The organism is Kitasatospora sp. NPDC058184 (assembly GCF_042883725.1).
GTDB lineage: Bacteria > Actinomycetota > Actinomycetes > Streptomycetales > Streptomycetaceae > Kitasatospora.
The window spans coordinates 351,777-376,805 of the sequence record NZ_JBHVVE010000008.1 but is presented as its reverse complement, the minus strand read 5'-3'; the positions used below and the strand labels follow the sequence as shown (position 1 = coordinate 376,805).

At 71.9% G+C, this 25,029-nt stretch carries 28 protein-coding genes; 12 read left to right on the top strand and 16 right to left on the bottom strand.

Going from position 1 to position 25,029, the window contains the following annotated elements; genetic code table 11:
• Positions 1-151: 151 nt before the first annotated feature.
• The 6 genes from ACFVXH_RS18540 to ACFVXH_RS18515 all read right to left on the bottom strand — a co-directional run bounded on the left by ACFVXH_RS18540 (position 152) and on the right by ACFVXH_RS18515 (position 6,389).
• Entirely contained in the window at positions 152-973 is an 822-nt protein-coding gene (locus tag ACFVXH_RS18540) for a hypothetical protein (protein ID WP_387824935.1), read from the bottom strand.
• Between the two features lie 1,081 nt (positions 974-2,054).
• On the bottom strand, positions 2,055-2,804 hold the full coding sequence (locus ACFVXH_RS18535; protein WP_387824991.1) for a 7-carboxy-7-deazaguanine synthase QueE: 750 nt from the start codon (positions 2,802-2,804) through the stop codon (positions 2,055-2,057).
• Between the two features lie 79 nt (positions 2,805-2,883).
• Entirely contained in the window at positions 2,884-3,519 is a 636-nt protein-coding gene (locus tag ACFVXH_RS18530; protein WP_387824933.1) for a PIG-L deacetylase family protein, read from the bottom strand.
• On the bottom strand, positions 3,503-3,655 hold the full coding sequence (locus tag ACFVXH_RS18525) for a hypothetical protein (protein WP_181970443.1): 153 nt from the start codon (positions 3,653-3,655) through the stop codon (positions 3,503-3,505). The genes ACFVXH_RS18530 and ACFVXH_RS18525 overlap by 17 nt, the downstream gene beginning before the upstream one ends.
• Positions 3,656-3,777: 122 nt before the next feature.
• On the bottom strand, positions 3,778-5,409 hold the full coding sequence (locus tag ACFVXH_RS18520) for a PEP/pyruvate-binding domain-containing protein (protein ID WP_387824930.1): 1,632 nt from the start codon (positions 5,407-5,409) through the stop codon (positions 3,778-3,780).
• Complete coding sequence (locus tag ACFVXH_RS18515) at positions 5,406-6,389, bottom strand: hypothetical protein (protein ID WP_387824927.1); 984 nt, start codon at positions 6,387-6,389, stop codon at positions 5,406-5,408. The genes ACFVXH_RS18520 and ACFVXH_RS18515 overlap by 4 nt, the downstream gene beginning before the upstream one ends.
• Before the next feature lie 147 nt (positions 6,390-6,536).
• Between ACFVXH_RS18515 and ACFVXH_RS18510 the strand changes: the two genes are divergently transcribed.
• A complete protein-coding gene (locus ACFVXH_RS18510; RefSeq protein WP_387824924.1) occupies positions 6,537-7,031 on the top strand; it encodes an NUDIX domain-containing protein in 495 nt (164 codons plus the stop codon).
• A gap of 10 nt (positions 7,032-7,041) precedes the next feature.
• Here the strand turns inward: ACFVXH_RS18510 and ACFVXH_RS18505 are convergent, their stop codons facing one another.
• The 8 genes from ACFVXH_RS18505 to ACFVXH_RS18470 all read right to left on the bottom strand — a co-directional run bounded on the left by ACFVXH_RS18505 (position 7,042) and on the right by ACFVXH_RS18470 (position 13,631).
• On the bottom strand, positions 7,042-7,698 hold the full coding sequence (locus ACFVXH_RS18505; protein ID WP_387824922.1) for a PolC-type DNA polymerase III: 657 nt from the start codon (positions 7,696-7,698) through the stop codon (positions 7,042-7,044).
• Positions 7,698-8,789 (bottom strand): DegT/DnrJ/EryC1/StrS family aminotransferase, encoded by a 1,092-nt coding sequence (locus tag ACFVXH_RS18500; RefSeq protein WP_387824919.1) that lies wholly within the window; start codon positions 8,787-8,789, stop codon positions 7,698-7,700. The genes ACFVXH_RS18505 and ACFVXH_RS18500 overlap by 1 nt, the downstream gene beginning before the upstream one ends.
• A complete protein-coding gene (locus tag ACFVXH_RS18495) occupies positions 8,782-9,834 on the bottom strand; it encodes a radical SAM protein (protein ID WP_387824916.1) in 1,053 nt (350 codons plus the stop codon). The genes ACFVXH_RS18500 and ACFVXH_RS18495 overlap by 8 nt, the downstream gene beginning before the upstream one ends.
• A complete protein-coding gene (locus ACFVXH_RS18490; RefSeq protein WP_387824913.1) occupies positions 9,831-10,499 on the bottom strand; it encodes a thymidylate kinase in 669 nt (222 codons plus the stop codon). The genes ACFVXH_RS18495 and ACFVXH_RS18490 overlap by 4 nt, the downstream gene beginning before the upstream one ends.
• On the bottom strand, positions 10,496-11,125 hold the full coding sequence (folE, locus tag ACFVXH_RS18485; RefSeq protein ID WP_387824910.1) for a GTP cyclohydrolase I: 630 nt from the start codon (positions 11,123-11,125) through the stop codon (positions 10,496-10,498). Before folE ends, ACFVXH_RS18490 begins: the two co-directional genes overlap by 4 nt.
• An 81-nt stretch (positions 11,126-11,206) precedes the next feature.
• The gene (locus ACFVXH_RS18480; RefSeq protein WP_387824907.1) at positions 11,207-12,319 is read right to left on the bottom strand and encodes a glycosyltransferase family 4 protein; all 1,113 of its coding nucleotides are present in this window, start codon (positions 12,317-12,319) and stop codon (positions 11,207-11,209) included.
• Positions 12,316-12,876 (bottom strand): phosphoribosyltransferase family protein, encoded by a 561-nt coding sequence (locus ACFVXH_RS18475; RefSeq protein WP_387824904.1) that lies wholly within the window; start codon positions 12,874-12,876, stop codon positions 12,316-12,318. The genes ACFVXH_RS18480 and ACFVXH_RS18475 overlap by 4 nt, the downstream gene beginning before the upstream one ends.
• Positions 12,873-13,631, bottom strand: a complete 759-nt coding sequence (locus tag ACFVXH_RS18470; RefSeq protein ID WP_387824901.1) for a 6-carboxytetrahydropterin synthase — start codon at positions 13,629-13,631, stop codon at positions 12,873-12,875. The genes ACFVXH_RS18475 and ACFVXH_RS18470 overlap by 4 nt, the downstream gene beginning before the upstream one ends.
• Before the next feature lie 175 nt (positions 13,632-13,806).
• On the opposite strand from ACFVXH_RS18470, the gene ACFVXH_RS18465 reads away from it, so the two are divergent.
• Positions 13,807-15,114, top strand: a complete 1,308-nt coding sequence (locus ACFVXH_RS18465; protein WP_387824898.1) for a helix-turn-helix domain-containing protein — start codon at positions 13,807-13,809, stop codon at positions 15,112-15,114.
• Here the strand turns inward: ACFVXH_RS18465 and ACFVXH_RS18460 are convergent.
• Complete coding sequence (locus ACFVXH_RS18460) at positions 15,094-15,732, bottom strand: HAD family phosphatase (RefSeq protein ID WP_049649458.1); 639 nt, start codon at positions 15,730-15,732, stop codon at positions 15,094-15,096. The genes ACFVXH_RS18465 and ACFVXH_RS18460 overlap by 21 nt on opposite strands.
• Positions 15,733-16,028: 296 nt before the next feature.
• Between ACFVXH_RS18460 and ACFVXH_RS18455 the strand changes: the two genes are divergently transcribed.
• The 10 genes from ACFVXH_RS18455 to ACFVXH_RS18410 all read left to right on the top strand — a co-directional run bounded on the left by ACFVXH_RS18455 (position 16,029) and on the right by ACFVXH_RS18410 (position 23,689).
• Positions 16,029-16,904 (top strand): helix-turn-helix domain-containing protein, encoded by an 876-nt coding sequence (locus ACFVXH_RS18455; RefSeq protein WP_387824895.1) that lies wholly within the window; start codon positions 16,029-16,031, stop codon positions 16,902-16,904.
• Positions 16,901-17,131 carry a DUF397 domain-containing protein gene (locus ACFVXH_RS18450; protein ID WP_049649459.1) on the top strand — a complete coding sequence of 77 codons (231 nt, stop codon included), beginning with the start codon at positions 16,901-16,903 and terminating at the stop codon, positions 17,129-17,131. The genes ACFVXH_RS18455 and ACFVXH_RS18450 overlap by 4 nt, the downstream gene beginning before the upstream one ends.
• Complete coding sequence (locus tag ACFVXH_RS18445; protein WP_387824892.1) at positions 17,128-17,409, top strand: DUF397 domain-containing protein; 282 nt, start codon at positions 17,128-17,130, stop codon at positions 17,407-17,409. Before ACFVXH_RS18450 ends, ACFVXH_RS18445 begins: the two co-directional genes overlap by 4 nt.
• A 121-nt stretch (positions 17,410-17,530) precedes the next feature.
• Positions 17,531-18,826, top strand: a complete 1,296-nt coding sequence (locus tag ACFVXH_RS18440; RefSeq protein WP_387824890.1) for a helix-turn-helix domain-containing protein — start codon at positions 17,531-17,533, stop codon at positions 18,824-18,826.
• Complete coding sequence (locus ACFVXH_RS18435) at positions 18,823-19,707, top strand: phosphotransferase enzyme family protein (protein WP_387824887.1); 885 nt, start codon at positions 18,823-18,825, stop codon at positions 19,705-19,707. Before ACFVXH_RS18440 ends, ACFVXH_RS18435 begins: the two co-directional genes overlap by 4 nt.
• 316 nt (positions 19,708-20,023) lie before the next feature.
• The gene (locus ACFVXH_RS18430) at positions 20,024-20,215 is read left to right on the top strand and encodes a hypothetical protein (protein WP_387824884.1); all 192 of its coding nucleotides are present in this window, start codon (positions 20,024-20,026) and stop codon (positions 20,213-20,215) included.
• Positions 20,212-21,666, top strand: coding sequence for a hypothetical protein (locus ACFVXH_RS18425; RefSeq protein WP_387824881.1), 1,455 nt, complete (start codon positions 20,212-20,214; stop codon positions 21,664-21,666). The genes ACFVXH_RS18430 and ACFVXH_RS18425 overlap by 4 nt, the downstream gene beginning before the upstream one ends.
• Positions 21,667-21,702: 36 nt before the next feature.
• The gene (locus ACFVXH_RS18420; RefSeq protein ID WP_074003427.1) at positions 21,703-22,209 is read left to right on the top strand and encodes a LuxR C-terminal-related transcriptional regulator; all 507 of its coding nucleotides are present in this window, start codon (positions 21,703-21,705) and stop codon (positions 22,207-22,209) included.
• Positions 22,209-23,027: a response regulator transcription factor gene (locus tag ACFVXH_RS18415; protein WP_387824878.1), complete on the top strand. Its 819-nt coding sequence runs from the start codon at positions 22,209-22,211 to the stop codon at positions 23,025-23,027. Before ACFVXH_RS18420 ends, ACFVXH_RS18415 begins: the two co-directional genes overlap by 1 nt.
• Positions 23,015-23,689: a hypothetical protein gene (locus tag ACFVXH_RS18410; protein ID WP_387824875.1), complete on the top strand. Its 675-nt coding sequence runs from the start codon at positions 23,015-23,017 to the stop codon at positions 23,687-23,689. Before ACFVXH_RS18415 ends, ACFVXH_RS18410 begins: the two co-directional genes overlap by 13 nt.
• A gap of 191 nt (positions 23,690-23,880) precedes the next feature.
• Here ACFVXH_RS18410 and ACFVXH_RS18405 read toward each other — a convergent pair whose 3' ends face one another.
• Positions 23,881-25,029 (bottom strand): helix-turn-helix domain-containing protein, encoded by a 1,149-nt coding sequence (locus tag ACFVXH_RS18405; protein ID WP_387824872.1) that lies wholly within the window; start codon positions 25,027-25,029, stop codon positions 23,881-23,883.

Here is a 25,029-nt window from a genome sequence, read left to right as displayed (position 1 = left end):
GGTCCTCCGATGGGATGGCGGTGCGGAGACAGACGAGCACAGCTCGCACCGGTTCGGGGTACCGACCGGGGTTGCTGTGGAAAACACGGGCCTGACAGCAGGGCGGTTCACCGGATCGGATGAACTCGCCGAGTTCGCTCCCGGCCTCGGCTCACCTCTGCTTGGGCGTGCGCCCCGGCTGGACGGACGATCCGCCGCGTCGCAGGTGCGCCGGCCGCTCACCCGCAGCGGCGGTCGGCCGCCTCGGGGACGTACGGGCCGACCGCGCCGTGGCCGCTCTCGCCGAGACGCTTCCTGGTTGCGCGGCCGTCGGGCCAGGCCGTTGCAGCGCCTCGCCCATCCGCCGCAGCTCGGGAACATCGACGGTGATGGACGGAGTCCCGGCGTTGGGACCTCCATCCTGACGCCGGGCGGACAGGCTGTAGGCTCCTGCCGCGTTGCCGAGAACCAGGAGGGCCTCCGCGCTCGGCAGCGCGATCTGGCCGCGGCGTAGCCGGTCAGAGCCTCGTTGTGCGAGCCGGGCGATCGTCTCGCACGCGTGGATCGACACATTGCGAAGGAACTCGGAGACACGGTGGTCGGCGAAGAGCCGACCGGCATATTCACCTGCCCTCAGCGCGAGAGTTCGCCACAGTCGGCCAACCGCTTCCCGCACAGCCCCGAGTTGGCGCCATTCCTCCAGTCCGCGAAGGTCTGGGCCGCATCGCTCGGCATCGCGAAGAGCTGCATTGACGGCCTCCGCGCCGTGCCCTGCGGCAGGCTGTACCGTCGTCCCCTGCACTCCCCGCCCCGCAGGCCCACGCGATGTCGCGGCAACCTGCTGCCACCGAACCCGCAGCGCCTCGACATCGGCCTCCAGGATCACTCGCAGATCGTCGGCCGTGCTGCGCCCCTCGGGCACGATCTCCTTCCAGGCTTCCATCACCTCACGGAGCTGCACCCTGAGATCGGGCAGCCCGACCTGGTCCGTCACCAGCCGAGCACCTGCCGACTCAGCCGTTCCCTTTTCGGGCCACAAGGGCAACTGATCCGTCTGCACCTCCCAAGCGCCTGCCGAATTCTCGTGTGCCGCCGATTCCAGGTGTGCACGCACTGACCCGTCGTCCGTTCCGGCATCCGCCGTCAAGCTCCCCACGAGTCCGGCCGAGACCGCGTCCTCCTCTGCCAGCCGCTCCCAAATCCTCTGATCATTCTCTGGAGGAACACCGAGAATGACGTCCTCCCGCTCCGCCGGCTGCAGTGATCGCATCCACCATCTCCCACACGACTATCCGCATATACGTCTGTCTGCACCAACAAGGAGTGGGATGCTTCGGGCGGGCACCGCCCCCTCCAGGTACGAGCTCCCCCGGTGTAGCACACGCCTGCCGAATTTCACCGGCCAACGCGACGGCCATATCCGAACTCATCGGCTCACCCTGATCACAAGCACCGGCGCGCCATCAATCCTCGCGGCACTGGCACCCGAGCGCCCGAATTTCCGAGGGCCACCCGACCAACCACCAGGGGTAATCCAAGAATCGGCCCCGTCGACGACCCCCGTCCCACGAGATGAACGAAGTCAGCAATGACTGAGTACAGCGAGTTAGTGCTTATTGTTACACTTAATACTGCCAGCGAAGCTGAAGGATCCGTCGATCCCGTTCCTTCACGCCGGTGCCGGATCCTCGGAGTTGCCCTACCCCGTGAACCAACCACGACATGCCATGACAGCCGGCCATGATGAGGTCGACGTCGCCTTCGATGTCGGCGGCTGCACTCAAGACGACCTGAGCTCGGGAGACCCGCCCACTGCTGGTCATCGGTGACTCCGACGCCGAAAATTTCAGCAGGCGATCGACCTCGACGCCGCCATCATCGAGGCCGGTATGACCCTTGGCGAGGGCTGCGCCAGCGATGCCGTGCCCTCGCGGCCACAATGGGCCGCGAGGCACAGGGGACCTGCTGGCCTGCACCCTCGGCCGCGAACTCGCCGGGCAGGTTCGGCTGACATGCGGGTCCGCGGCAGATCAGCGTACGAGGATCACGACCGCGCCGAGGACGCCGTCGCCGTGCTACCGGTCAGGGTCCTCGTTCCACAGGAAAACGTGGTTCCGGAAGGAAAGTCCGAAGCCCCGCCGAAGAGCGGCGTCGACCATCTTCTGGGCAGTGGTGATGTTGGTTCGGCCGTCCGACCCTTCCGGCATGACCATCACCCGCTGCGGCGCCAGCGCCACATCTACGACGATCCGGTCGATCTCTGCCAGGTCCGTCTCCCAGTCCTCGGTGACGACGAACTTGAACCAGGCCCGGCCGCTGTCCCGAAGAGCAGCGAGCGCCTCCGGCTTGAACCGCTTGGAAAGCCGGTTGCCACTGCTGGCCAACTTCGGGGAGACGTTGTACTGCGTGACGAGCTCGTTGAACTCCGCGAGGGGGGCGATGGTACCGGCAGTCTCGATGTGGACCTCGTGGCCCCAGCCGCGCAGCTGCTCCAGCAGCGGCACCAGCTCCCGCTGCTGCATCATCGGCTCGCCGCCGGAAATCACGATGATCGTCGGCCGGTGCTCGATGTCCCACAGCGCCCTCAGCCGGTCGAGGACCACGGCGGCGTCCATGTGCTTGAGTCCGTACAGGGGCTCGTCGCGCTCGTAGCGCTTCCCGCTGCGGGTCTTGGCCGCCTTCTCGTCCGTCACCGCCCACGTGTACGCGGTGTCGCAGAAATTGCACTCCAGGTTGCAGTCGAAGGTTCGCACGAAGAGGCAGTGCCGTCCGGCAGCGCTCCCCTCGCCCTGAACCGTCGGCCCGAATACCTGGCTGATCTTCATCACGCGGCGATTCCTCCGTTGCTCTGCAGACGAGGGGCCCACCCTCCGTCGGGGGGGGTACGGCGGCAGGCGGCCGACATCACAGGTGGGTGGCACCGGGCAGGCGGCCGAGGACGGGAAGGGCGGTGAACGCCTCGGCGTGTCCAGCGCCGCTGCGCCTGCCCCACAGGCGTGAGAGGTCTTCGGCCATGGGGCCGAAGTGGTCGTCGATGGGCTGGGACTCGTGGCAGTGCAGGGCCCGCATCTTGGTGTCGAAGGTCCTGGTGACGTCGACCATCACCGTGGGGGTGACCGGGCCGACGAGGGTGAGGGAGTTGTAGGTGTCGCAGGTGTAGAGGCGCCGCGGTCGGCCGGTTTCGATCTTCGCCTCGGGCAGGGCTTCGAGGACGGCCTCGGCGGTGTGCCGGTGCTCGGCGTGAGTGTCGAGGACGGGATGGGTGATGACGACGTGCGGCTTCAGCTGGACGAGCAGGGCCCGGATCGCGGACGGGGTGAGTTCGGCGACCTGGTGGAGGGTGGCGCCGAGGACGGCTGCTCCGGCCTTGGCCTCCGCGTCGCGGACCGGGCCGTGGAGGGGGACGGCGATGTGGACGGGCGCATGTTGAGCGTGGAGGGCGAGGGTGCCGCCGGCCCACAGCTCGGCGTCGTCGGGGTGGGCGAACACGGCGAGCACGGACTGCGGCCCGGTCGACTGGTCGTCAGGATTGCGCGGCACAGGGAGCTCCAGAGGGGCTGGGGGCGTGGGCCGGGACGAGCCGGCCGTCGCGGATGGTGAGGGTGCGCATGCCGGCCGCCAGGGCTGCGAAGCCGTCGGCGACGTCGGCGGTGAGCTGGGCGATCACCTCGCGCACGGGCAGGCCGGCCGGCGCCCGATAGCGGCCGGCGGGGACGGCGACGCCGTGCGGTGCCAGTGCGGCCTGAAGGGCGGCGTGGCGGGCGGCGGTGTCCGCGACGGTGCCGTCCCAGTCGACGATCAGCGCCGTCGCGTCGCCGAGGAGTCCGACGGGGGTCTCCGGGTCACCGTCCTGCGGTGGAGGACCTGTCCGTCGGGGCCCAGGACGGCGATCTCGGTGGGCGGGGGCGGGGCGTCCTGGGGCCACAGCAGCATGCCCAGACCCGGCAGGCGGATCGGGCTGCACCCGGGCGGGACGGTGATCGGCGCGGAGAAGTCGCCGGTCACCAGCAGGCCGACGGGGTGCGGGCCGTGGCTCCCGTACCCGGCCAGGTCGAGGGCGGGGGTGTGCTCGTCGTGCCAGAGGAGGGTGGCGGCGCGGCCGTCGTCGGGCACCGGCTGGCCCAAGGCTCGGACGAGCACCGCGGTGGCGGAGAGCGACTGGGTCTGGGGGCTGGTGCGCTGAGCGGGGACGGTCGGGGCGGGGCGTACGGTGCCGGCGCCGCCGTCGACTTCGACGACGGTGCCGGTGGCGATCGCCTTGCGGGCGTCGGTGACGTTGGTGACGCAGGGGATGCCGAGCTCGCGGGTGATGATCGCGGTGTGGGAGAGCTCGCCGCCGGTGGTGGCCACGACGGCGGCAGGGCCCATGAGGAGCGCCGGGACGGCTTCGGGGCCGAGAGCGTCACAGACCAACACCTGGTCGGCGATGCCGGCATCGCCGAAGGCGTGGACGCCGGGCCCGGTACCGGTGCCGGGGGCGGCCGCGATCCCGTGCAGCACCCGGTCGTCGTCGGCCGTCGTCCGAGCGGCGGTGTGGTCGGTGAGCGGCACGGTGAGCGGGCGGGCCTGCACGAGGTGGAGCCTGCCGTCGGCCTCGATCGCCCACTCGACGTCGACGTGCTCCAGGCCGAGGGCCGCGGCGGCTCGGGCTGCGGCGGCGAGGAGCTGGTCGCGTGCTGCGGCGGTGAGCACGGGTTGGTCCGCCAGGGCGGCCGGGGTGTACAGGTGCAGCACGCCCGCGCTGGAGGTCTGGATCTTGGCCCGAGTTCCGGCTTCCGTGCCAAGCCCTACCCACTCACCCGGCGGCATCTCCAGCTCATTTGCCCTTGCGGGAAGTCGGATGATCGCCTGAGTGGCGGGCCGGACGGTGGCGCTGCGGCCGGGGCCGCCCGCATGGATCTCGCCGGTCACATGGCCGGAGACGAGCTGCTCGGCCAGGCCGCGGACGGCCTCGATCCGCCAGCGGGTGCACCGGCCGCCGGTGACGGCGGCGGCCAGGACACCGGAGCAGGCCGGGCGCAGGGCCTCCTGCACGAGAACGGCCATGCGCGGTAGGCCCGTTACCCCCATGGCTTGGCCGTACGCGGTGACGGTCGGATGGTGGGCGGAGGCGCGGACGGCGCGGATGGCGTCCAGCAGCGCGGCGGGCTTGGCCGGGGCGATGCGGGAGGTGAACAGGCCTGCGAAGGACGCCTCCCTGCCGTCCTCGGCGGTGGAGGAGGACCGGGCGATCAGCCCGTACGGGGCTCGGCGACGGGCGAGAATCTCGCGGGTTGCGGCCGCGAGCTGCTCCTCGGGGTGGCCTGCGGGGATGACGACCCCTGGGGGGACGGGCAGGCCGGCGGCGGCCAGGCGGGCGAGGGTGGTGGCCTTCGCCCCGGCGGTTTCGGTGTCCAGGGTCTCGTCGAGACAGGGCAGGGCGGTGGTCATCGGACGGCTCCCGGGGCCAGCAGGTCGGCGGCGGTGATGGTGGCGGGGTCGGCGCCGTGCTGCTCGCACCAGCGGCGTGCTGCGGCGAGGTAGCGGTGCCGCTGGACCTTGCGGGTCTCCTCGCTGCCGGCCGCCCATCGGCAGACGGTGGTCATCCCCTGCACCCGCGCGGTGCCGGCCGGGTCGCCCGCGGCGGCGAGCAGCGCGGCGAGGACCCACGCGTCGCGCAGCTGGACCGCGCGGCGGCGCGAGGCGTCGATGACGTGGCGCTGGCCGGTGGTGTCGGTGGCGGCGGTGGCGGTGAGAAGCCCGGCGGCGCGGGCGTGGTCTTCGAGCGGCATCGCGGCGGCGGCCGGGGAGCCGTCCCCGTACAGGGTTCCGGCCCGCGCGGCGAGGGTGCCGGCCGCGAGGACGAGGTCGGCGCCCCCGGCGAGCGCGGCGGCGCCGTCCAGGAGCACCAGGTGGGCGTCCAGCAGGTGGCCGGTGGCATCAGGGGTGTTCAGGGCCAGGCGGCAGGCCCGCCCCTCGGCGTCACCGCCGAGCAGTTCGGCGAGCAGGTGCTGCCAGTCGTCGTCGGGCAGCAGCCAGTTGACGATGTGGGCGCTCATCACGCCGAGGAACGCCGAGGTCGCCGCCGCGAGCTGCCGCTCAGCAGCTGCACCGGCCTTGAGCTGGTGCTCCAGCGCGAGCATGGTGGTGTCGGCGAGGCGGTGGCGCTGCTCGGCGGCGGTGACCATCGAGCTGGCGTAGGCGGGATCGGCGAGCAGCTGGTGCCAGCGCCCGGTGAGAGCGAGATGGTCGCCTTCCGGGATGTCGACGATCCCCGGCCGCCGCAGTCGCCCGTACGGGCGGGGGTCGTTCATGAACACGCCGGGCCACCGGGTGAGGGACGTGGTGTACAGGTCGAGCTCCAGCGGGGTGCTGCCGGGCCTGGTGTGCTCGTAGTCGCAGGAGAGCTGGCCGTTCCAGACGGGCTCCACGGATTTCTCCTTGCCGGGGCCGGCGGCGCGGTGGCCGGATCGGTGACGTTTGGTCATCTGGGTGGTGCGTGGTGTGAAAGGCTCGGCGCCTGCCGCCTGGTGGGCCGGTGCGGCGCCGTAGGTGGCCGAGTGCCGAGGAGCAGCGAAGTGATCAAGGAATCGACAGCGAGTGCGTTCGTCTTCCGCGTCGGCGGGGACGGGGAGTGCAGGACAGCTCTGGTGTGGCATCCGCGGCTGGAGCTGTGGCTCCCGGCCGGCGGGCACGTCGAGGTCGACGAGGGGGCGGCCGAGGCCGCGCTGCGCGAGATCGAGGAGGAGACGGGGCTGCGGGCCGAGCTGCTCCCCGGTCCGTCGCTTCCGCTGCCCTCCGGCTTCCCGCACAGCGCGCCCGTCGCGCCGTGGTGGGTGGTGGAGATGGACGCCTGCGCCGACAACCACACCCGCGAGCCGCACCGGCACATCGACCACGTGTACGTCGCCCGGGCGGGTGACGACGGGGCGCCTGGCAGTGCGGTGCACGAGGTGCGCTGGTTCACCGAGCAGGAGGCGGCCGAGGTCGAGGGCCTGTCCGAGGACTCGCGCCTTCAGGTGAAGCAGCTCTTCGCGATGATCACCGACGGGTCGCTGCGCCTGGCGGCGTGAGGGCGGACGGTCAGAACAGGGCGCTCTGCTCCGCGTCCGGGACGGCCGGGGTCAGGCGCTTGGGCTGCAGCCCGGCGGCCATGTCCAGCTCCAGCAGGGTGCGCCACCGGCCGGTGGCGCACCCTGCGGCCAGCAGCAGTTCCAGGACCTGGGCGGTGACCTGGACGTCCGGCATCGCCCGGTGCCGGTCCGCGGGTCTGGGGATGCCGTAGTGGCCGAGCAGGTTGTCCAGCCGGTAGGAGCCGAGCCCCGGCAGGACCGCCTTGGCCAGGCCGATCGTGTCGAGCAGCGGCGTGGCGGCCAGGACGGGGCAGTGCTCGGCCTGACGGGCGATCAGGCCGGCTTCGGTGTACGCGTGGTGGGCCACGAGCCGGTACGGCGGTGCGCTCAGGTGAGCGTCCAGGCCGGCCATCACCTGGGCGGACGAGGGCGCGGTGGCGAGCAGGGCGGCGGTGAGACCGGTCTGGGCGGTGTCCATCGCGGTGACGGGGACGTCGGCGGGCGGGCGGATCAGTGACTCGAACCGGCCGACCTCCACCAGTCGGCGGCCGCTGGCGCGCAGCGCGAGGGCGGCGACCTCGATCGGCTCGGCGGGCCGTCCGGCAGGGGTGAGCCCCTCGAAGTCGATCACCACCAGGGTCGTGTCGGCGAAGCGGCGATCGCGCATCAGCTCTTCCACCCGGCGGCCTCCTGCCTGATCGTCAACGCCCATTGCTCGATGGCCTGTTCGGTGTCGTGCTCGGTGAACGGGACGGCCAGCAGGGTGTCCACCGTAGCGTGCGCGCGGGGAAGATCGCCGGTGGCGTAGCCGGAGCAGGCCGGGTGCAGGTGGGCTGCGGTGAGGCGGTGGGTGCCGACGCTGTTGGGCACGCCGAGGCCGGCGAGGTGGGCGGCGAAGGCGCGCGGCGCGGGCAGCGTCAAGCGCCAAAGGGCGCTGTAGCCGTTGGGGATGTCGCCGTCGCCTGCGGCGATCGGCTCCAGGCCCGCGGTGCCGTCGACCGCGCGATGGAGAGCGGCTGCCTGCCTGCGGCGACGCGCCAGCGCCTCGGGGAAGCGCTGGAGGTTGTGGCGGGCGAGAGCTGCGAGCGGCTCGGCGAGGCGGTAGTTGACGCCCAGGCGGCTTCCGGCCGGGGCGTCGGGGGCGGGGCTCTGCCAGTGGGTGCGGTAGGCGGCGGCCCGGTCGCCGAGGGCGTCGTCGTCGGTGAGGAGGTAGCCGCCTTCCCCGCACGCGATGATCTTGCCGTCCTTGAGGGAGAAGCAGCCGGTGTCGCCGACGGTGCCGGCCGGGCGGCCCCGGGTGGTGGTGCCCTGGGCCTGGCAGGCATCCTCGATCAGCCGCAGGCCCGTGGTGCGGGTGTACGCGGCCACGTCGTGGATGCCGTCGGTGCGCCCGGCCAGGTGCACGGCGATGACGGCCTTGGTCCCCGGGCCGGTCTTCGCGGTGAGGTCGGCCAGGTCCAGGCCCCGGCCGTCGGCGCCGGCTTCGACGAACACCGGGCGGGCCCCGGCGGCGACGACGGCGGCGACCGTCATGACGACGGTGACGGCCGGCAGCAGGACCTCGTCGCCGGCTCCGATGCCGCAGGCGGCCAGCGCGGTGGTGATCGCGGCGGTGCCGGAGGAGACGGCGACGGCCCGGCGGGTGCCGAACGCGGCCGCCAGCTCCTCCTCCAGCGCCGTGACCTCCTGGTAGCCGGACGGGTCGGGCATGCGGGCGACGGCGGCGGCCATCGCCTGGTGGTGCGCGGGTTCAGGCACGGTGAGCCTCCGCTCCGGTCGGGGAGAGCACGGGGAAGCCGGTGAGCGGCCACATGTTGACGCAGTCCACAGAGAACAGGGAGCAGTCGGCGCCGCAGCCGGTCGGAGCGGGGAACAGGTCCCGGGCGGCCGTGTCCTTGATGGTGCGGTGGCGCTCCGGCGCCGTGGCGGCGATCTTCAGCCCGGAGGGGCAGTCCCACACCGTGCCGTCCGGCTGGACGAAGAAGAGGGTGTCGCCGCCGAAGCAGCCGGGGACCAGGTCGGTGGGCTTGGTGACCGCGGAGGCGACCTGGCGGGCGTAGGCGCGCTCGGGCAGCACCAGCGGCAGCTCGGCGGCATACAACTCGTCGAAGTGCTGGCGCAGTTCGGGCGCGTGGTCGGGGGTGAGGGACAGCGCCTTGACGAGCTTGTGGCCGGGGTCGAGGGCGATCGGCTGCGGGACGGCGTAGTCGCAGCCCAGCGCCACCGCGAGTTCGGGCACAGCGATGATGTCCGTCAGGTTGCGGGCGGTGATGACGCTGTAGATGCCGACCTTGGGACGGGGCGCGGGCCCGCGGGCCTCCAGCAGCGCGCTGATCCCGGAGACAACGACCTTCCAGCCGTCGCCCTCGCGGCGCGGCGGCCTCCACCGGTCGTTGTGAACCGGGTCGGCGGAGTCCAGCGACACCGACACCGCGTCGACCCCCAGCTCGATCAGCTGATCGCACAAGTCCGCCCGGTTCAGGGCAACACCGCTGGTGCACACCACCACCTCCAGGCCGCCTGTCTTGAGGATCTCGATCAGCTTGATGATCGGCCTCCACAGCAGCGGCTCCCCGCCGGCCAGGAACACCCGGCCGACCGGCGAGTCGGCCAGCGTGCCCGCGAAGGCCAGGACCTGTTCGGTGGTCAGGTCGTTCGGCGACAGGTGGGAGAGCACCCCGAGCTGGGTAGGCATCTGCACGCTGTGTTCGGCGACGGTCCCGAAGTAGCAGTACTGGCAGCCGTGGGACGCGCAGAACGAGCGCAGGCCCCACAGCAGGCTGACCGTCTTCCCCGGCGTCACTCGGCCACCCCGTCCACGGTCGTGGCGGCCGCGTCGCGGCACAGCCCGGTGATGAGGTCGACGGCGTCGGCTTCGCCGATCAGCTGCCGGTCCAGCACCACGTAGCCGTCCGACACGGCGGCCAGCTGGTGGTAGATCCGTCCGGCACGGGAGATCAGGGCCCGCTCGTCCGGGCTCGCCGCCTGGCCAGTGCGTCGCTCGAACCGGGCCCGGCACGCGTCGGGGTCGTCGGTGAGCAGCACGGTGGTCGTGGGAGCGGGCCGCCACCCCCGGATCATCTGCTCGATGGCCAGGGACCGCTCCAGTGCCCAGGCGTCCGTGGCGTCGGCCGCCTCGGCGAGGACGGCGGCCTGGTAGACGGCCACCGACGCCGGACCGCGGTCCTCCAGCACCATCCGGCCGGGGCCGACAGGGGCGAGCGCCTCGTGCCGGTGGACCTGGAGCGCGGCCAGCAGCAGCGTCTCGGTACCCGGGTGGCCGGTTCGCAGGAACCGGTCGCCCTCGCTGTGCAGCGCGGCGATGACCTGGCCGGGCAGGCCGGTCGGCGCGGAGTCGGGCAGTTCGACCAGCGGCACACACACCGGGCCCAGGGCGGCGGCGGCCAGGCGGCCGAGGTGGCTCTTGCCGACCCCGTTGACGCCTTCGAGCGTAACCACGGCGCTCATCGCGCACCGCCGGCCAGTGCGGCGACGCGGCACAGCCGCTCCACCGCCACCATGTCGGCGGCCAGCGGCTTGAGCAGGTACTCGGTGGCGGTGCGGGTCCCGTGGGCGCGTACCCCGCGCGCCACCATGCACGAGTGGTCGCCCACCATCCACACCGCCACCTGCTTACTGCCGGTCAGGCGGGCGACGTCCTCGGCGATCTCGGCGCCGAGCCGCTCCTGCAGCTGGAGCTTGTGAGCGTGCTGGTGGGCGATCCGCACCAGTTTCGACAGGCCCAGCACCCGGTCGACGGGAGCATAGGCGACGACTGCCTCGACGGTGAACGGCAGCAGGTGGTGCTCGCACAGGGAGGCGGTGCGGATGCCGCCGACGGCGACGCACCCCTCGCCCTCGGCCTGGTACTCGAAGGTGGTGTCGGTGGTACCGGCCTCATGCCCGAGGAACTCGGTGAAGAACCGGGTGACGCGGGCCGGGGTGTCGGCGAGGCCGGGCCGGGTGGGGTCCTCGCCGAGCGCGATGAGCAGGTCGCGCAGCAGGGTCTCGACGGCCGTGGCGTCGATCGGGGCGCGGGTGCCGGAGTCCGGCCCCGGGTGCGGTTCGGCGGGGGCTGGCAGGGTGGTGTCCACGAAGGTGTCCTCCACTTGTCCGTGGGAAGGGTGACGGGGTCGCACGGGTCGCCCGTGCGACGAAGCGTCGTACGGTGGAGCTCAGAGCCCGAGGGCGTCCAGGAGGGCTCGGGCGGACTTCTGGGGCGTGAAGCGGGTGATGCGGCCGGGGGCGGCCGCACTGGCCCGTTCGTACCGGCCGGGGTCGGCCAGCAGCTCGGCCACGGCCGACCACAGTCCCCCGGGACCGGCTTCCAGCGGCACGTAGCGCCCGGCCTCGCCGGCCAGCAGCGGCACGTTGCCCAGGTCGACACCGACCACCGGGGTTCCGACGGACAGGGCCTCGGCGGCGGCGAAGCAGAACGTCTCCGGCACCTGGGTGGAGATGACGGTGGCGGCAGCGCCGGCGAAGAAGTCCGGTACGTCGGCCCAGCCGAGCGCCGGCAGGACGCTCACCAGGCCGGGGCGCCGGGCTTCGACCTCCCGGCAGGCGGCCAGGGTCCGGGCCTGCCCTCCTCTCTGGAACTCGAACCCGGCTTCGGCCAGGACCAGCTCCACGGGCCGGTCCCAGTCCGGCGGCAGTGCCCAGAGCAGTTCGGCCAGGCCCTTGGCCGGGTCCGCGCGCGAGACGATCCGCACCGGCCCCGTCTCCCGCAACTTGGCCCGCTCCCAGGCGGTGGGAGGCTCGATGAGGGTGTGCAGGGCGTTGAGGACCGGCCGCCAGCGGCTGGTGTCCAGACCGGCTGCGGACCCGCCGTCGGCGAGGTAGTCGCTGGCAGGGCAGACGACGTCGGCGGCCGCCAGCGCGTTCTGCCAGCGCTGCTCCGCGCTGGGGCGGATCTTGTGGACCATCAGCGCGGTGGTGACTCCGGCCGAGGCGGGGCTCAGGTAACCCAGGCCCCACAGGGTGTCTCCCCAGCAGACCGCGTCCGCGCCGTGCTCGGCCAGGACTGAGCGGACCTCCGTCGCCACCGGTGCGGGGTCGGCGAGGGCGGCCAGCACGTCCGCGTTCGTCGCCGGGTGCGGCAGGGTGACGCTGGACAGCCGGATCAGGCCGGTCTCCAGGTGGTCCAGCGGACCGGCCGGGCCCGCCGTCAGCACCAGCGGCATGTGCCCGAGCACCCGCAGCCCCTTGACCAAGGCGCCGATCGACCGGTCGATACCCGACGGCTGGTCGGGCCGGTAGGACAACAGCACCAGCGCGACCCTGCTCACGACGCTCCCTCCGCTCCCGCCGACGCGGACGCCTCCCAGGGGAAGACGACCCAGCCGCGGACCGTCTCCCCGATCCAGGTCACCGTCTCGCCGGGCGGCCTGCCGCCCGTCCAGTTCGCCTCGTTGACCACCAGCACGGCGCTGCGCACCCGGGCGGCGCCGGCCTGCTCCACGATCCGCACCGCGCTCGCCAGGGCCTGGCCCGTGCCGACCACGTCGTCCACCACGAGGACGTCCAAGCCGTCGATCCCGCCCAGCGAGGCGGGGTTGCGGACCATGGGCTCGGTGGTCTTGGCCGCGTTGGCGCTGTCATCGACGGTGTGGGTCACCTCCAGCGCCCGCACGTCGCGGACACCGAGCTGATGGGCGAGCAGCACCGCCGGGACCATGCCGCCGCGTACGACGGCCACCACGGTCTGCGGCACCCCGTCCGTCCGGATGGCGGCGGCGATCCGGGCGGCCTGCGCCTGGACGTCGTCCCAGTCCAGGTGTCTGATGCTGCTTCCCGGCGCAGCGGCTCCGTCGGGGGAGGCGGGCGCCGTGGCCCGGGTGCTCACGCCGTCTCCAGGGTGAACTGCGACCAGGTGCTCGCCGTCTCGGACACGCGGACCGTGAAGGGGCGCCCGCCCACGGCCGTCAGCTCCTGCTCAACGAGCCACGCGGTCAGCACCGCCGCCAGGTGCTCGCTGGTCGGGTTGAAGTCGAAGACCGTGTTGAGGACCTGCCCGTGGAAGCGCGAGAGCACGACCTCGCGCAGCTTCCCGGGCACCGGCAGCAGGTTGTCCGGCTGGTCCGGGTCCGGGAGGGTCACCAAGTAGGCGTGGCCGTGGTGGCGACCGCACTTGTGGCCGTCGGGCAGATCGCACAGCCAGTGCCGGGCCCGGAAGCGGACGGCCTCATCAGCGGCGGGGTCGGGGAGGCGGCCGGTGAAGACCCGGACGTCGTCGAGCAGTTGACGCACGTCGTCGGGCAGGCTCTCCTGCGCCCACGCCCGGACATGGGCGACGATTCCGGCGTCGGTGGGATCGGCCAGGATCGTGTCCAGGTCCTGGTGGTCCAGGACCTGGTCGACGTGCTGCTGGAGCCCGGAGAGGTCACCGAAGTCGCAGACGAAGCCGGGCTTGGTCAGCTCAGTGGCCGTCAGGACGAGTTCCACGGTGACCAGGTCGCTGCCGTCGATTCCGTCGACCGTGCGGGCGATGTCGCAGTTCGCCCGCTTGCCGATGGTGTAGGTGCCACCCGCCGGGAGGCCCGAGAGCCATCCGTTGGACAGAGGGCCGGCCGCCGGGTCGGCTTCGAAGGGGGAGTTCATCGTGCACCTCTCGAGATCAGGGGTACGAGGCAGAGCATGGCGCCGCGGGGCCGGGGCCCAGCTCCGACCAGGCGGAAGTGGCAATCTGTGCTGAACCGAGCACACACCGCCAGCGTCCCGGGAACAATGGCTGGGGCCGATCCACGAGCGATCCCAAATCCCGAGGAGCGTCGCGATGTCCGAGCGACTACGGAACGACCTACGGCAGGCGCGCCGGGACTCCGGGATGTCCTGGGCGCAGTTCTCCCAGGCAACGAGCTTCACACCGGCGTATCTGCGTAACGTGGAGAACGGGAACAGATCGTTGACCATCGACGTGGCCGCGGCCTACGACCGCGCGCTGCGAACCGACGGCAAGTTCGAGAAGGAGCTGGCCAACGCCAAGGCTGCGCCGTCCGCCGTTCCGTGGGGTCAGGACGGAGCGGCACTGACGGTCCTCGCCGACCTCGTGGACGGGAGAGCAGGCCGAGTGGATCGCCGGGGGTTCGTCAAGGCCGGTGCCGCAATGTCGGCATCAGCGGGAGGATGGGCCGGCGCTCTGGGCATCGCCCGCCCCAGCGCACCCGTCGAGAGCGCGCAGAGCGCCGGGGGCACGGCTCTGTTGGTCAACATGACCGGCCGACTCGAGCTCCTGCGCAGGTTGGACGACGAGCTCGGCAGCGGGGAGGTCCGCAGGCAGGCCTCCGGGGAACTGTCGCTCGCGGTGACCCTCCTCAAGGCCGGCCGCTACCGGGGCACCGCCGCGAACCGTCTCCTCCGGCTCGCGGGCGAAGCCGCACGGCAGGTCGCCTGGTGCACCTTCGACCAAGGCCGCCCCGGTGTTGCCCAGCGGTACTTCGACGCGTCCCTCCGCGCCTCCGCCGAAGCAGGCGACGCAACCGGGGGCATCTACACCATCTCGTTCGCAGCCGTCCAGCTCTACTCCACCGGCCAGGCCGACCGCGCGGTGGCCCTCCTGGAGACCGCCCGCTCGCAGCTGCGGCGACACAGCACCCCCCGCATGGAGGCGATGCTGGCCGCCCGCACCGCCCGTGCGATGTCGAAGACCACTGCCAAGGCGGCAACCGGCCGCCAACTCCGCCTGGCACACGACATGCTGGACAGAGGCCCACAGGACGACGAACCCGAGTTCCTCTACTGGGTGACCAGGTCGGAGGTGGAGATGATCGCCGGCTCGTGCGCGCTCGACCTCGGCGACCCGGCCGAGGCGTTGCGCCGCTTCGAGGCCGGCATGCGGGCACACCCCAGCGTCGACGAGGAGTTTCCCCGCAGCCATGCCATCTACCTGGCCCGCGCCGCCGAGGCCCACCTCGTCCTGAACGACCTCGATTCGGCCGTCGCCGCCGCCTGGCAGGCCGCCGCTTGCCTCGGTTCCGTCGACTCCGCCCGCTCCTCCTCCCAGCTCAAGGGACTGCGGGTCAAACTCGCCCCGCACGCCGCCTACCGGCCCATCGCGGACTTCCTACAGGCCGCTGCCGGGTAGGTGCAGCAGCTCGCGCAGACGCCGGGCCACCACGTCCTCGTCCAACCCGAGCAACGGCGTGAACCCGAGCCCGGCGGCGGCCTCAAGGTTCGACTCACTGTCGTCAACGAACAGGCACTCATCCGCGCCCACACCGAGCCGGTCCAACACGATCCGGAAGATCGCCGGATCCGGCTTGCGTACGCCGACGTCGGCGGAGAGCACCACCGCATCGAACGTACCGGCGAGGTCGAATCCGGAGTACGGGTCGAACGGCTGGCGGCCGAGCGAGTTCGACAGCACCGCCGTCCTGATCCCGGCTGCACGCGCCTGGCGAGCAACGCGGAGCACCGGGTAGGCGGGGAAGGCGTCGTGGAGGTACCGCGCCATCAAGCCGGCAGGCTCGACGCCGATCAGGCCGCCGAACCTCGAGTTCCACTCCTCCTGGGTGATCTGGCCGAGCTCGAGCCGACGGAACAGCTCCTGTCCCTCCGGTGAAGCCCACCCGCGAAGGAACGTCCCGCGGACGATCTTCTCCCGATCCTCGAACGCCTGGATCACCTCGACCATGTTGAAAGTCAGGACACCGAAGAAGTCGAATACCACCGCGCCGAACCCGGTCGCCGGAGATGTCGTCATCCCGGCAGCCTAGGCCGCCCGCCAGGCTCCGGGAACTCCGCGGCATCGGGACCGTAGAACTCCTCGCGGGCAGCACCCGGCTCACCGGATCCCGGCAGGACCCGGGTCGCCAGGTCACCGGCATACCGCAGCACGCCTGCCGGCGCCTGGATCCATGGGAGGATGCCGCGCTGATACGGCCCTACGCATGATTGGCAAATTGCCAATTCTGTTGCCATACACATGCCGTACATGGTCCGACCCGCTAAGCTGACGGAGCGACAGAATCCTCGGACCACGGCTTCACGGAGGAATCGATGACGCCCGCCGTCCCGCAGCAACCGCTCGCAGCACGCAGCAGGTTCGGCGCCGACCTGCGACACCGGCGCGAAGCCTTCGGCTGGACCGCCGAAGAGGTAGGCGCTCGGATCGGATGCAGCACTTCCAAGGTCACGAGAGTCGAGACCGGCAAGCGCAGCGCCACTCCGGCCGACTTCGAGGCCCTCATGGACCTCTTCGACGTCTCCGAGTCGGATCGGGGCCACCTGGAGGCCCTCTTCCGCCGGGGACGAGCGCGCACGGCCATGTGGTGGGACGCCTACGCTGACGTCCTCAGCAGCAGGTACACGGAGTTCATCTCCTACGAGCACGAGGCTGTCGCCGCGGCCGAGTACCAGGTCGCGTACATACCGGCCCTCCTGCAAACCGAGGCCTACGCCCGTGCAGTCACCGAGGTCGGCTTCGCGGCGCTCGGCCCGGACCAGGTTGACAGCCTGGTCGAGGTCAAGAAGATGAGGCAACGCCGTCTGCGCGACGAGGTCCCGCTTCGCCTGACGGCCGTCATCACCCAGGCCGCGCTGGAGTTCGAGGTGGGAGGACCGTCCGTCCAGGCGGCTCAGCTCCGCCATCTCCGGGAAACCGCCGACCTGGAGTCCGTAGACCTTCGGGTCGTCCCCTTCGACAAGGGGGCTGAAGGCACGTTGACCGGCGCGTTCACCCTGTTCCAGGGCGACGGCCAGGAATCGCCGGGCACCGCCTTCGCCGAGGCCGTCACGGGCACGATCGTCGTGGACGACGCGCTCGGGCTGCGGCGTCTCGCCCGTCTCCATTCCTACCTCCTGCGCGCCGCCCTCGGTCCCCAGGAGTCGCTGGCACTGATCGCGAAGATCGAGAGAAGACTGACCGCATCATGATCGAGACAAACCGCCTCTACTCCGTTCCGCTCGACAATGTGCTCTGGCACAAGAGCAGTTACACCGCAAACAACGGCAACTGCGTCGAGCTTGCGACCGTGCCAGGGCTTCCGGCTGTCGCCATCCGGGACTCGAAGAACCCGGAGATCCCCGCGCTCAGGTCCGGTGCCGGTCAGGTTCGTGCGTTCATCCTCGCCCTCGCGGCCGACACCCTGGTCGAAGCGTGACGACGTACGTGCTGGCCGCCAAGTCGGACCTCTACACGCTCGACCTCCGCGTAGCTCGATGGATGGTGGCCCCGGAGAGCGATCCTGCGGATCGCCTGGAGGTGGCCATCCTCCCGAACGGCGCCACCGCACTTCGGCACTCGGCCACGGGGAAGGTGCTCTTCTTCACCGCGGCAGAGTGGAGCGCCTTCGTTCGGGGCTGCCAGGACGGCGAGTTCGAGCAGGACATCGACACGGCCGAGTGCCAGGCGATCCTGGTCAAGGCCGTCCGGCCTTGACCAGGGCGCCTGGCCCACGACGGCAGATGTGTGGAACCACCGGTTCCCGGTACAGGTGAGGAATCCTCCCGGCCGTGGGGACAACGAGATCGTTCCCCACAGCCGGTCGAAGGGGGGCGAGATGGCGGCACGGCCCAACATGCTGCACCCGGAGCGTTCGCCCGAGGAGTGGCTGGGCAACGAGATCCGGCAGTGGCGCATGCTGAGGGGTTACGGGCAGGACGAACTCGGCACCTTGGTGCACCTCAGCGGCGATCTGATCGGCAAGATGGAACGCGGTGAGCGCAGGTGCCTGCCGCATCACGCCGAGGCGCTCGACATCGCGCTGGACACCGGCGGAGCACTCGCCCGCAGCCTCGTGCTGGTGAACATGCAAGTGGGCCTTCACGGCGAGGACGACTCCGCCGTCGCGACCGCGCAGGCAGCCCATCCCTCAGCAGCATCCGTGGACAGCCTGAGCCCGATCGCGGTTCCGCTCATCCAGCCCGGCTCAGGACCTGGCTCGTCGGTGCTTCCAGGGGATATCGCCCACGTCGAGTCCGCCGCCGCCGTCCTGCGCAGCTGGGACAACTTGCACGGTGGAGGTGGTCTCGTTCGGGAGACGGCCGTCGCACAGCTTCGGTGGGTCAGGGGTCTGACCGAGGCGCCGTGCAGCAGTCCGCTACGCCCGAAGTTGCTCACCGCGGCGAGCCGTCTCGCCTCCGCCGCCGGCGCCGTTCTGCTCGACACTGGCGAGTTCGCCGAGGCCGGCCGACACCTTCGGTGGGCGACAGAGCTCGCGGAGGAGGCGAGTGACTGGTCGGCACGTGCTGTCTCCTTCAACCTGCGCTCCCGGCTCGCCACTTGGTGTGAGCAGTACGAGGACAGCGTGACCCTGGCCGAGCTGGGCCTCGTCCGGTCCGACCGGCTCTCCCCCGCCGAACGCGCCATGCTGAACAACGCGGCAGCACGAGGGCACGCCCGGTTGGGCAATCGCCAGGCAGCTCTCGCGGCCATCGGACGGTCCGACGAGGCGTACGGCCAGGTCCGGGCAGCCCAGGAGTCCCCCTGGATGAGCTACTACGACGACGCGCAGCACCACGGCGACACCGGCCATGCCGTCTACGACCTCGCACTCACCGGTCACGCGGTCGACGACGCGCTCGACCGGCTCAGGAACGCCGTCGACGGACACTCTCAATCGTTCGCCCGATCCAGGACCTTCAGCCGGACCAAGCTGACCGGCCTCCTGCTGGTCGTCGGAGACCCCGACGACGTGCTGCCGGAAACCGAGCTGGCCATGGCCGAGGTCGCCCGGCTCCGTTCGCACCGGGCCGTGCGGGACCTCCAGGAGCTGGCGAGCATCGCACGCCGGTACGAACGGCACAGCGGGCTCCAAGGCCTGCACCTCCAGATCGCCGCTACGGTAGGTGGGTGACTACTGCCAGCGGTTCCCATGCCGTCCTGCTCAGGGCATGTGCCGAAGCCGGTCTGTCCGCCGACGGTGCCGAGCTGATCAGGCTGGGCGAGAACGCGTTGTGGCGACTCCCCGAAGGTGTGGTGGCCCGGATCGCCCGCACCGGCCAACGGCCCGCGGCGGTACAGGAGATCGCGATAGCCCGGTGGCTTCACGAGAGCGGCCTGCCCGTCGTCCGTCCGTTGGACGCCTTCTCCGTCCCCGTCCTCGTCGGCGACCGGCCCGTCACCTTCTGGCACGAGCTGCCGCCCCATCGACCGGGCACCGGCGCGGACATGGCTCCGCTCCTCCGCAGATTGCACGAGTTGCCCGTACCCGAGCACATCGATCTCGGCCTCCTCGACCCGCTCGTCCGGATCGCCGAGCGGATCGCCGAAGCGGTCACCCTTGATGACCACCAGCGCAGTTGGCTACGAGGGCACCTCGCGGACCTCCAGGCTGCCTGGGACGACCTTCCGCTCGGAGAGCCGCTCTGCGTGGTCCACGGAGACGCCTGGGGCGGCAACACCGCGGTCACCCGGAACACCACCTACCTGCTCGACTTCGAACGTTCCTCCCTGGGCCGGCGCGAGTACGACCTGGCAACGATGGCAGCGGGCTTCACGAGCTTCGGCAGCATCACCGCCCAGCAGTACGAGGCGATCTGCACCGCCTACGGTGCCGATGTCACGGACCAGCCGAGCTTTCCGGTCCTGCGCAACATCCGCGAACTGCGCGTCACCTGCTTCGCACTCCAGCTCGCCGCGGCCGATCCCACACGGCATCGCGAGCAGGCCCACTACCGCCTCGCTTGCATCCAAGGCCGGGAAGGGGCCCGTCCGTGGGGCTGGACGGTCATCTGAACTCGCCGACACCCTCTGGGATTCGGTCGAACGACGATTCCTGAATCCCCCTCCTTCAGCGGCGTAGGTGGGTCTGTCCCTCACCGCTTCCCTGACTGTGCATGCCTTCGCAGGCTGCCAGCCTCCGTTCATGGGGACAGCTTGCCCTGTCCCCATGAACATGAAGGGGACACTCGGGGTTGTCCCCTTCAACCCCCTCCCGCTCGTACCGCCTCCCTGGCCACTCTTGACGTGTCGGAGACGCCGCCACCGGCGCTCCCGTCGGGTCCCAGCCGATCCACGTGCTTCGACCCGCCCCCCACGTTCCACTCCGGCCATGGAGGCTCACGTGTTGCGCCATCCGCTGTTCCTGAAGGACCCGGTCACCGGCGACGCCGGTGTGCCGGCCGCTATCGACATCGGCTCGATGCTCGCCGTGGTGTGCGCGAGCACCGAGCACCTGGGCAAGGTCGCCTTCCACCTCGTCCAACCGGCCGACGACGGAGCCGCTCTGACGGAGGCGGCGTGAACGCGACCGCCGACGCCAACAGCACCGAGGCGCCTCGACGGCCCCTGCCGCTGCCCGGCCTCCTCTCGGCCGTCCACATCCTCGACCCCCACACCCCCGGCGTGGCCGGTCTGGCCTCCTACCTGGCCCGGAGGCACGCTCGGGTGACGGTCTCGCCGCCGCGCCCCGATTCCCGCCCCGACCTGCTCCAAGGGCTCGAACGGTGCGGTGTCGGCCTTCGGGCGGCCACTCCCGGGACGGCCGCGCTGATCTGGGGCGGGGACAACACCGTGGTCCACGAGGTCCTGGACCACGCCGTCGGCCGAGGCCTTCCGATACTGGGCTACGGGCGGGCCGTCGAGCTGCTGGCCGCGACGGCGCCGACCACGGTCGCCGTCGCCGGCAGCCACTCGACCACCATGGCCGCCGCCGCGCTCACCTGCGCGCTCGTCAGCCGCGACCCCGGGTGGATCCTCGCCGAGGCACCCAAAGGGGACTCCGCCGGCTACGACGGCGGCGGAGAGCTCCTGGTGGTGGACCTGTGCCCGGACAGCTCCGGCCACGACGCCTCGCCGCCCGGTTGGCGCTTCCGGTCCCTGGGCGAAGGCCTCACCCCTGCCGTGACGCTGGTCACCGCCGCGGACGCCGCACCGCCGAGCTGGTGGAACCAGCAGGAGGCGCTGGACCAGATGGAGGCCCTCGCCCGACGGAGCGAGACGGTGGTGCTGTGGGCCGCCCAGCCCGGTTGCCTGGAGCTCGCGGACCGGCTGCGCCGGCGCCGGGGCCCGAGGGTGGTGACCGTCGGTCGCGGCGCCGACATGGACGTGCAGGTCCTCGGGAGGTTCTGGACCGGTGAGGAGCACCGGGTCACCGTCCAGGCCGGCGGCGAGCGTCACACCTTCACCGTGCCGGTCGCGGGGACGAACTCCGCCATGGCCGTGGCGACGGCCTGGGCCGCGGGCTGGGCGCTCGGTGTCCCCGGCCACGAACTCGTCAACGGGCTCGGCGCGTTCGCCGGCGTCGAGCGGTCGCTGACCCGGCTCGGCACGAGGGGTGGAATCGACGTCGTGGAATCCATCGCCGTGCACCCGAGGGAGATCGAGGCCGACCTCCAAGGCGCCCGGATGCTCACCGAGGGCGCGGTGGTGGCCGTGTACGAGCCCTCCGGGCATCTGCGGTCGAACACGCTCGCCGGCCTGATCGCCGACGCCCTGACGGCCGCCGACCGGACGGTGCTGCTGCCCGTCCACTCGACGTTCCCCCGTCACCACAACCGCGTCGACGGCGGCGAGAGCATCCTCACCGCCAGTCCCGCGGGCACGGTGATCCGCTACGAGCCCGGCCTGGACCAGCCGGGCCCCGAGTCGCTGGTCGCCTCCCTCGTCCGACGGGGCGACCTGGTCCTGACCATCGGCCCCCACGCCGCCCGACGGATCGGGCCCTCGCTGCTGGCCGCCCTCGACCGGTCGTAGCCTCCCCTCCTCCCCCGCTTCTGCTGGAGATCCGCCATGCCCACCTCCCGCCCCGTCAAGCCCGACCTGTCCGAGGCCGACGTCCTCCTCCTGCAGCAGCTGGCCCGCGGCGCCCTGTACGGGGCGATCAGCCGGGCCACCGGGATCGAGCGGGCCAGGGTCGGTACTGCCGCCCTCACTCTGCTGCCGAAGATCGGAGCGAAGTCGCGCTTCCACGCCACCGCCCTGGGCGCGGGATGGGGCCTGGTGCAGGAGGTGCACCTGATGAACCCCATCGGCAACCCGCTGTCGGCACAGCACATCGCCGTCCTCGCCGGGCTGGTGGGCGGCGAGGACGCGACCGTCACCGCCGAGCGCCTGGGCCTGGCCGTGAACACGGTGAAGACCTACACCCAGACCGTCCTGAGGACGCTCGGGGCCCGGTCGCGGGAGCAGGCGAGCGCCGCGGCCGTTCTCGGCGACCTGGTACCGCTGCGGGCACTCGGCGTCGGTTGGCCGGCCGTGAAGCTCAGCAGGCTTCGGCAGCGGGCGAAGGCGTGCTGATGCGTACGGAAGTGGCGTCCACGGCGCCGGCCGCGCAGTTCGTCGCGGTGTTGGACAGGGTCGGTCTCGGGATGACCAACGCGGCGATCGGCACGGCCATGGATCTGAGTGTCGACACCGTCAAGTACCACCTGCGCCAGGCGTACGACCGGTTGGGGACGGCGAACCGGGTCCAGGCCTTCGCCTGGGCGTGGCAGTCCGGCCTGCTCACGCGTTCGGCCCCGACGGGTGCTCCGCCGGCCCTCACGGACGAGCAGACGCTGATCCTGCGGATCTGGGCGGCGGGCGGGAACCGCCTCGACGTCGCCCGCGCGTTGGAGGTCCGGGAGCGCGCGGCGGAGCTCTACGAGGACGCCGTGCTGGACGTCTTCGGCACGCGCAAGCGCGTTGTCGCCGTCCGCCGAGCACTGGAACACCAGCTGATCGACCCGGCCGGGGACACCCTGGCCGGGCTCACCACACCCATGGCGGCCGATTCGGGCCAGGGCCGCGCCAGGCACCACCGGACGAAGGGAGCGGCCGGTGCTTCCGGACCCGTAGCGACGACCCCGGCAGAGCTCTGCCACCGTTCCGATCCGGTGGAGCGCGCCGTCGCGATGCTCCGGTCCACGCGCGGTCTGGTCGTACACCTCGGCGCGCTGGCCGCCCTTCCGGAAGTGCCGTCGCTGGCGGAGGTTCTGGCCGGGGCCGCGCCTCGCGGGGTCGCGCCGACCGTCGTCCGGCTGGTGCACCAGGCGCTGGCCTCGGTGTCCCGTGCGCTCTGGTTCTTCCTTCAGTGGCGGTCGATCCGGACCGTGCCGTCGGAGTGGTCGGGCTGAGAGCGGCCTGGTCCTGCGCCGTACGCCAGGGCGCGCACAACGGCACCGCCGCCTACGTGGCCGCCGCCCACCGCCTCGGCGCCCCGGCCGACGACCTCCTGCTCGCGTGCACCGCCGATCAAGTACCCGTGGCCGGGGAAGCCGGCTTCCGCCGGGTCCTGGCGACCACGAGCTTCGTTCCGAGGACGGAGCCACGACGTGCCCCTGTGCCCGAGCTGAACGCGCTGGAGCGGCGGATCGCCGAACTCGCCGCCGAGGGGCTGACCATCGCCGAGATCAGCGGCCGGGTCCATGCCGGGGAGTACCTGGTCCGTCACCGCCTGGCCGACCTGCGCCGACGCGCCGGCGCCGTGGACGACGCGCACCTGGCCGTCCGCCTGATCACGACGGAGCTGATCGGCACCGAGCGGCTGCGCGCCGGGCTGCCCGACCGGGTGCCCGAGCTGGATCAGGCGGGGCGAGCCGTGCTCACGCTGATCTGCACCGGGACGATGAGCGAGGCCGGGGCGAACGCCGCCGGACTGAGCCTGCGCGAGGCCCGCGCCGTCGAGGCCAGGGTCGTCCGTGCGCTCTCGTGGCGCGGCAGCCGCACCCACGCCGCTGCCGTCGCCCTCGTCACCGGCCTCGTCACCCTGCCTCCAACACCTCTATGGGTTGGCTGATCCGGACCGCCTCCGTCGCTGAGAGCCTCCCGATCTGGGCGGCTTCCGGCCAGTGATCCCGGTGGGGTGCCGCTCCGCACGCTGAACGGCACCCCACCCCCGCCGCCTCGCGCTCTCGGTCCGGGCGTCTGTCCACCAGTCAAGGGATGTGGTCCGCCGTGTTCATCGCCGTCCCGCCGCCGAGCTGGGGATCAGGCCGCTATCTCGGCTCGCAGCCGTTCCAGGGCACCGCCCGCCCGCTCCTTGACTTCGGGCAGACGGCGGCCGGCCCGGACGGCGCGCTGGAGCTGGTGCGGCAGACGGTGGAGGGCCGCCCCGTCGACCGCGGCGCTGAGCTGCTGCGCCGCGCCGATCGGGTCTCCCTTCCGCAGCAGCACCTCGCCGGCGGTGATCGCCGCGATGATCCGCCACTGGGCGGTCGCTCCGAGTCCGGCGGCCGGTGCCCGGTCCAGCTGCCGGACCGCTTCGGCGACCCGGCCCGTGCCCATGAGGCCGCGAAGGCGGACCTCGTGGAGGGTGAACTCGGAGAACAGGGCGGTGGGTGCCACGTCGTGCAGAAGCCGGCAGCCGTCGTCGATCGCGGCGTCGAAGACGGCGGCGTTCCCGGCGGCTCCGGCGGCGCGGGCGAGCAGGACGACGGCCTCGGCTCGTTCCGTGGCGGTGCGGGCGGTATCGCGGGCCTGGCCGAGCCGGTCCAATGCGCGAAGGTGCAGGCCGGACTTGCGCAGTTCGTTGCCGTGGTGGCGCAGCGCGTGGGCGTGCAGCGCCGGATCGCCGACCCGTCGGGCGACGCTGAGTCCCTTGCCGGTCCAGCGGGCCGCGGTGGCGAGGCGCTCCTCGGGCAGCACGTGTCCCAGCGCGACGCCGAGGCCGACCCGGGCCCTGGCGAGCAGGCGCAGGGTGTCGAGGTCGGCATGGCCGTCCGCGGTACGGGCCTCCAGTCGGGCGACCAGTGGCCACAGCTCGGCGACAGCGGTGGTGGCCTGGCCGGCCTGGCGGGCGATCTCGGCCAGGCGCAGCACGGAGTCGGCGAGCTGGATCACGAGTTGGTGGTCCGCGTCGGTGTCGTCGGTGATGCCGAGGCAGTGTGGCGGGAGGCCCAGGCGTTCGGCGATGTGACGCAGGGCGGCGATGTCGGTGATGGTGCGCGAGCCGGTCTCGATGCGGGAGACGTAGCTGGTGGAGTAGCCGAGGAGGTCCGCGAGTTCCTGTTGCGGCAGGCCGTGGAGTTCGCGGTAGAGCTGGAGGATCTCGGGCAGGGCTCGGCGGCGCAGGATGTCCTGGGCTCTGGGCGTGGTCCAGTGCCAGCGGATGCCACCGTGGGGGTCGATCCCGGCCAC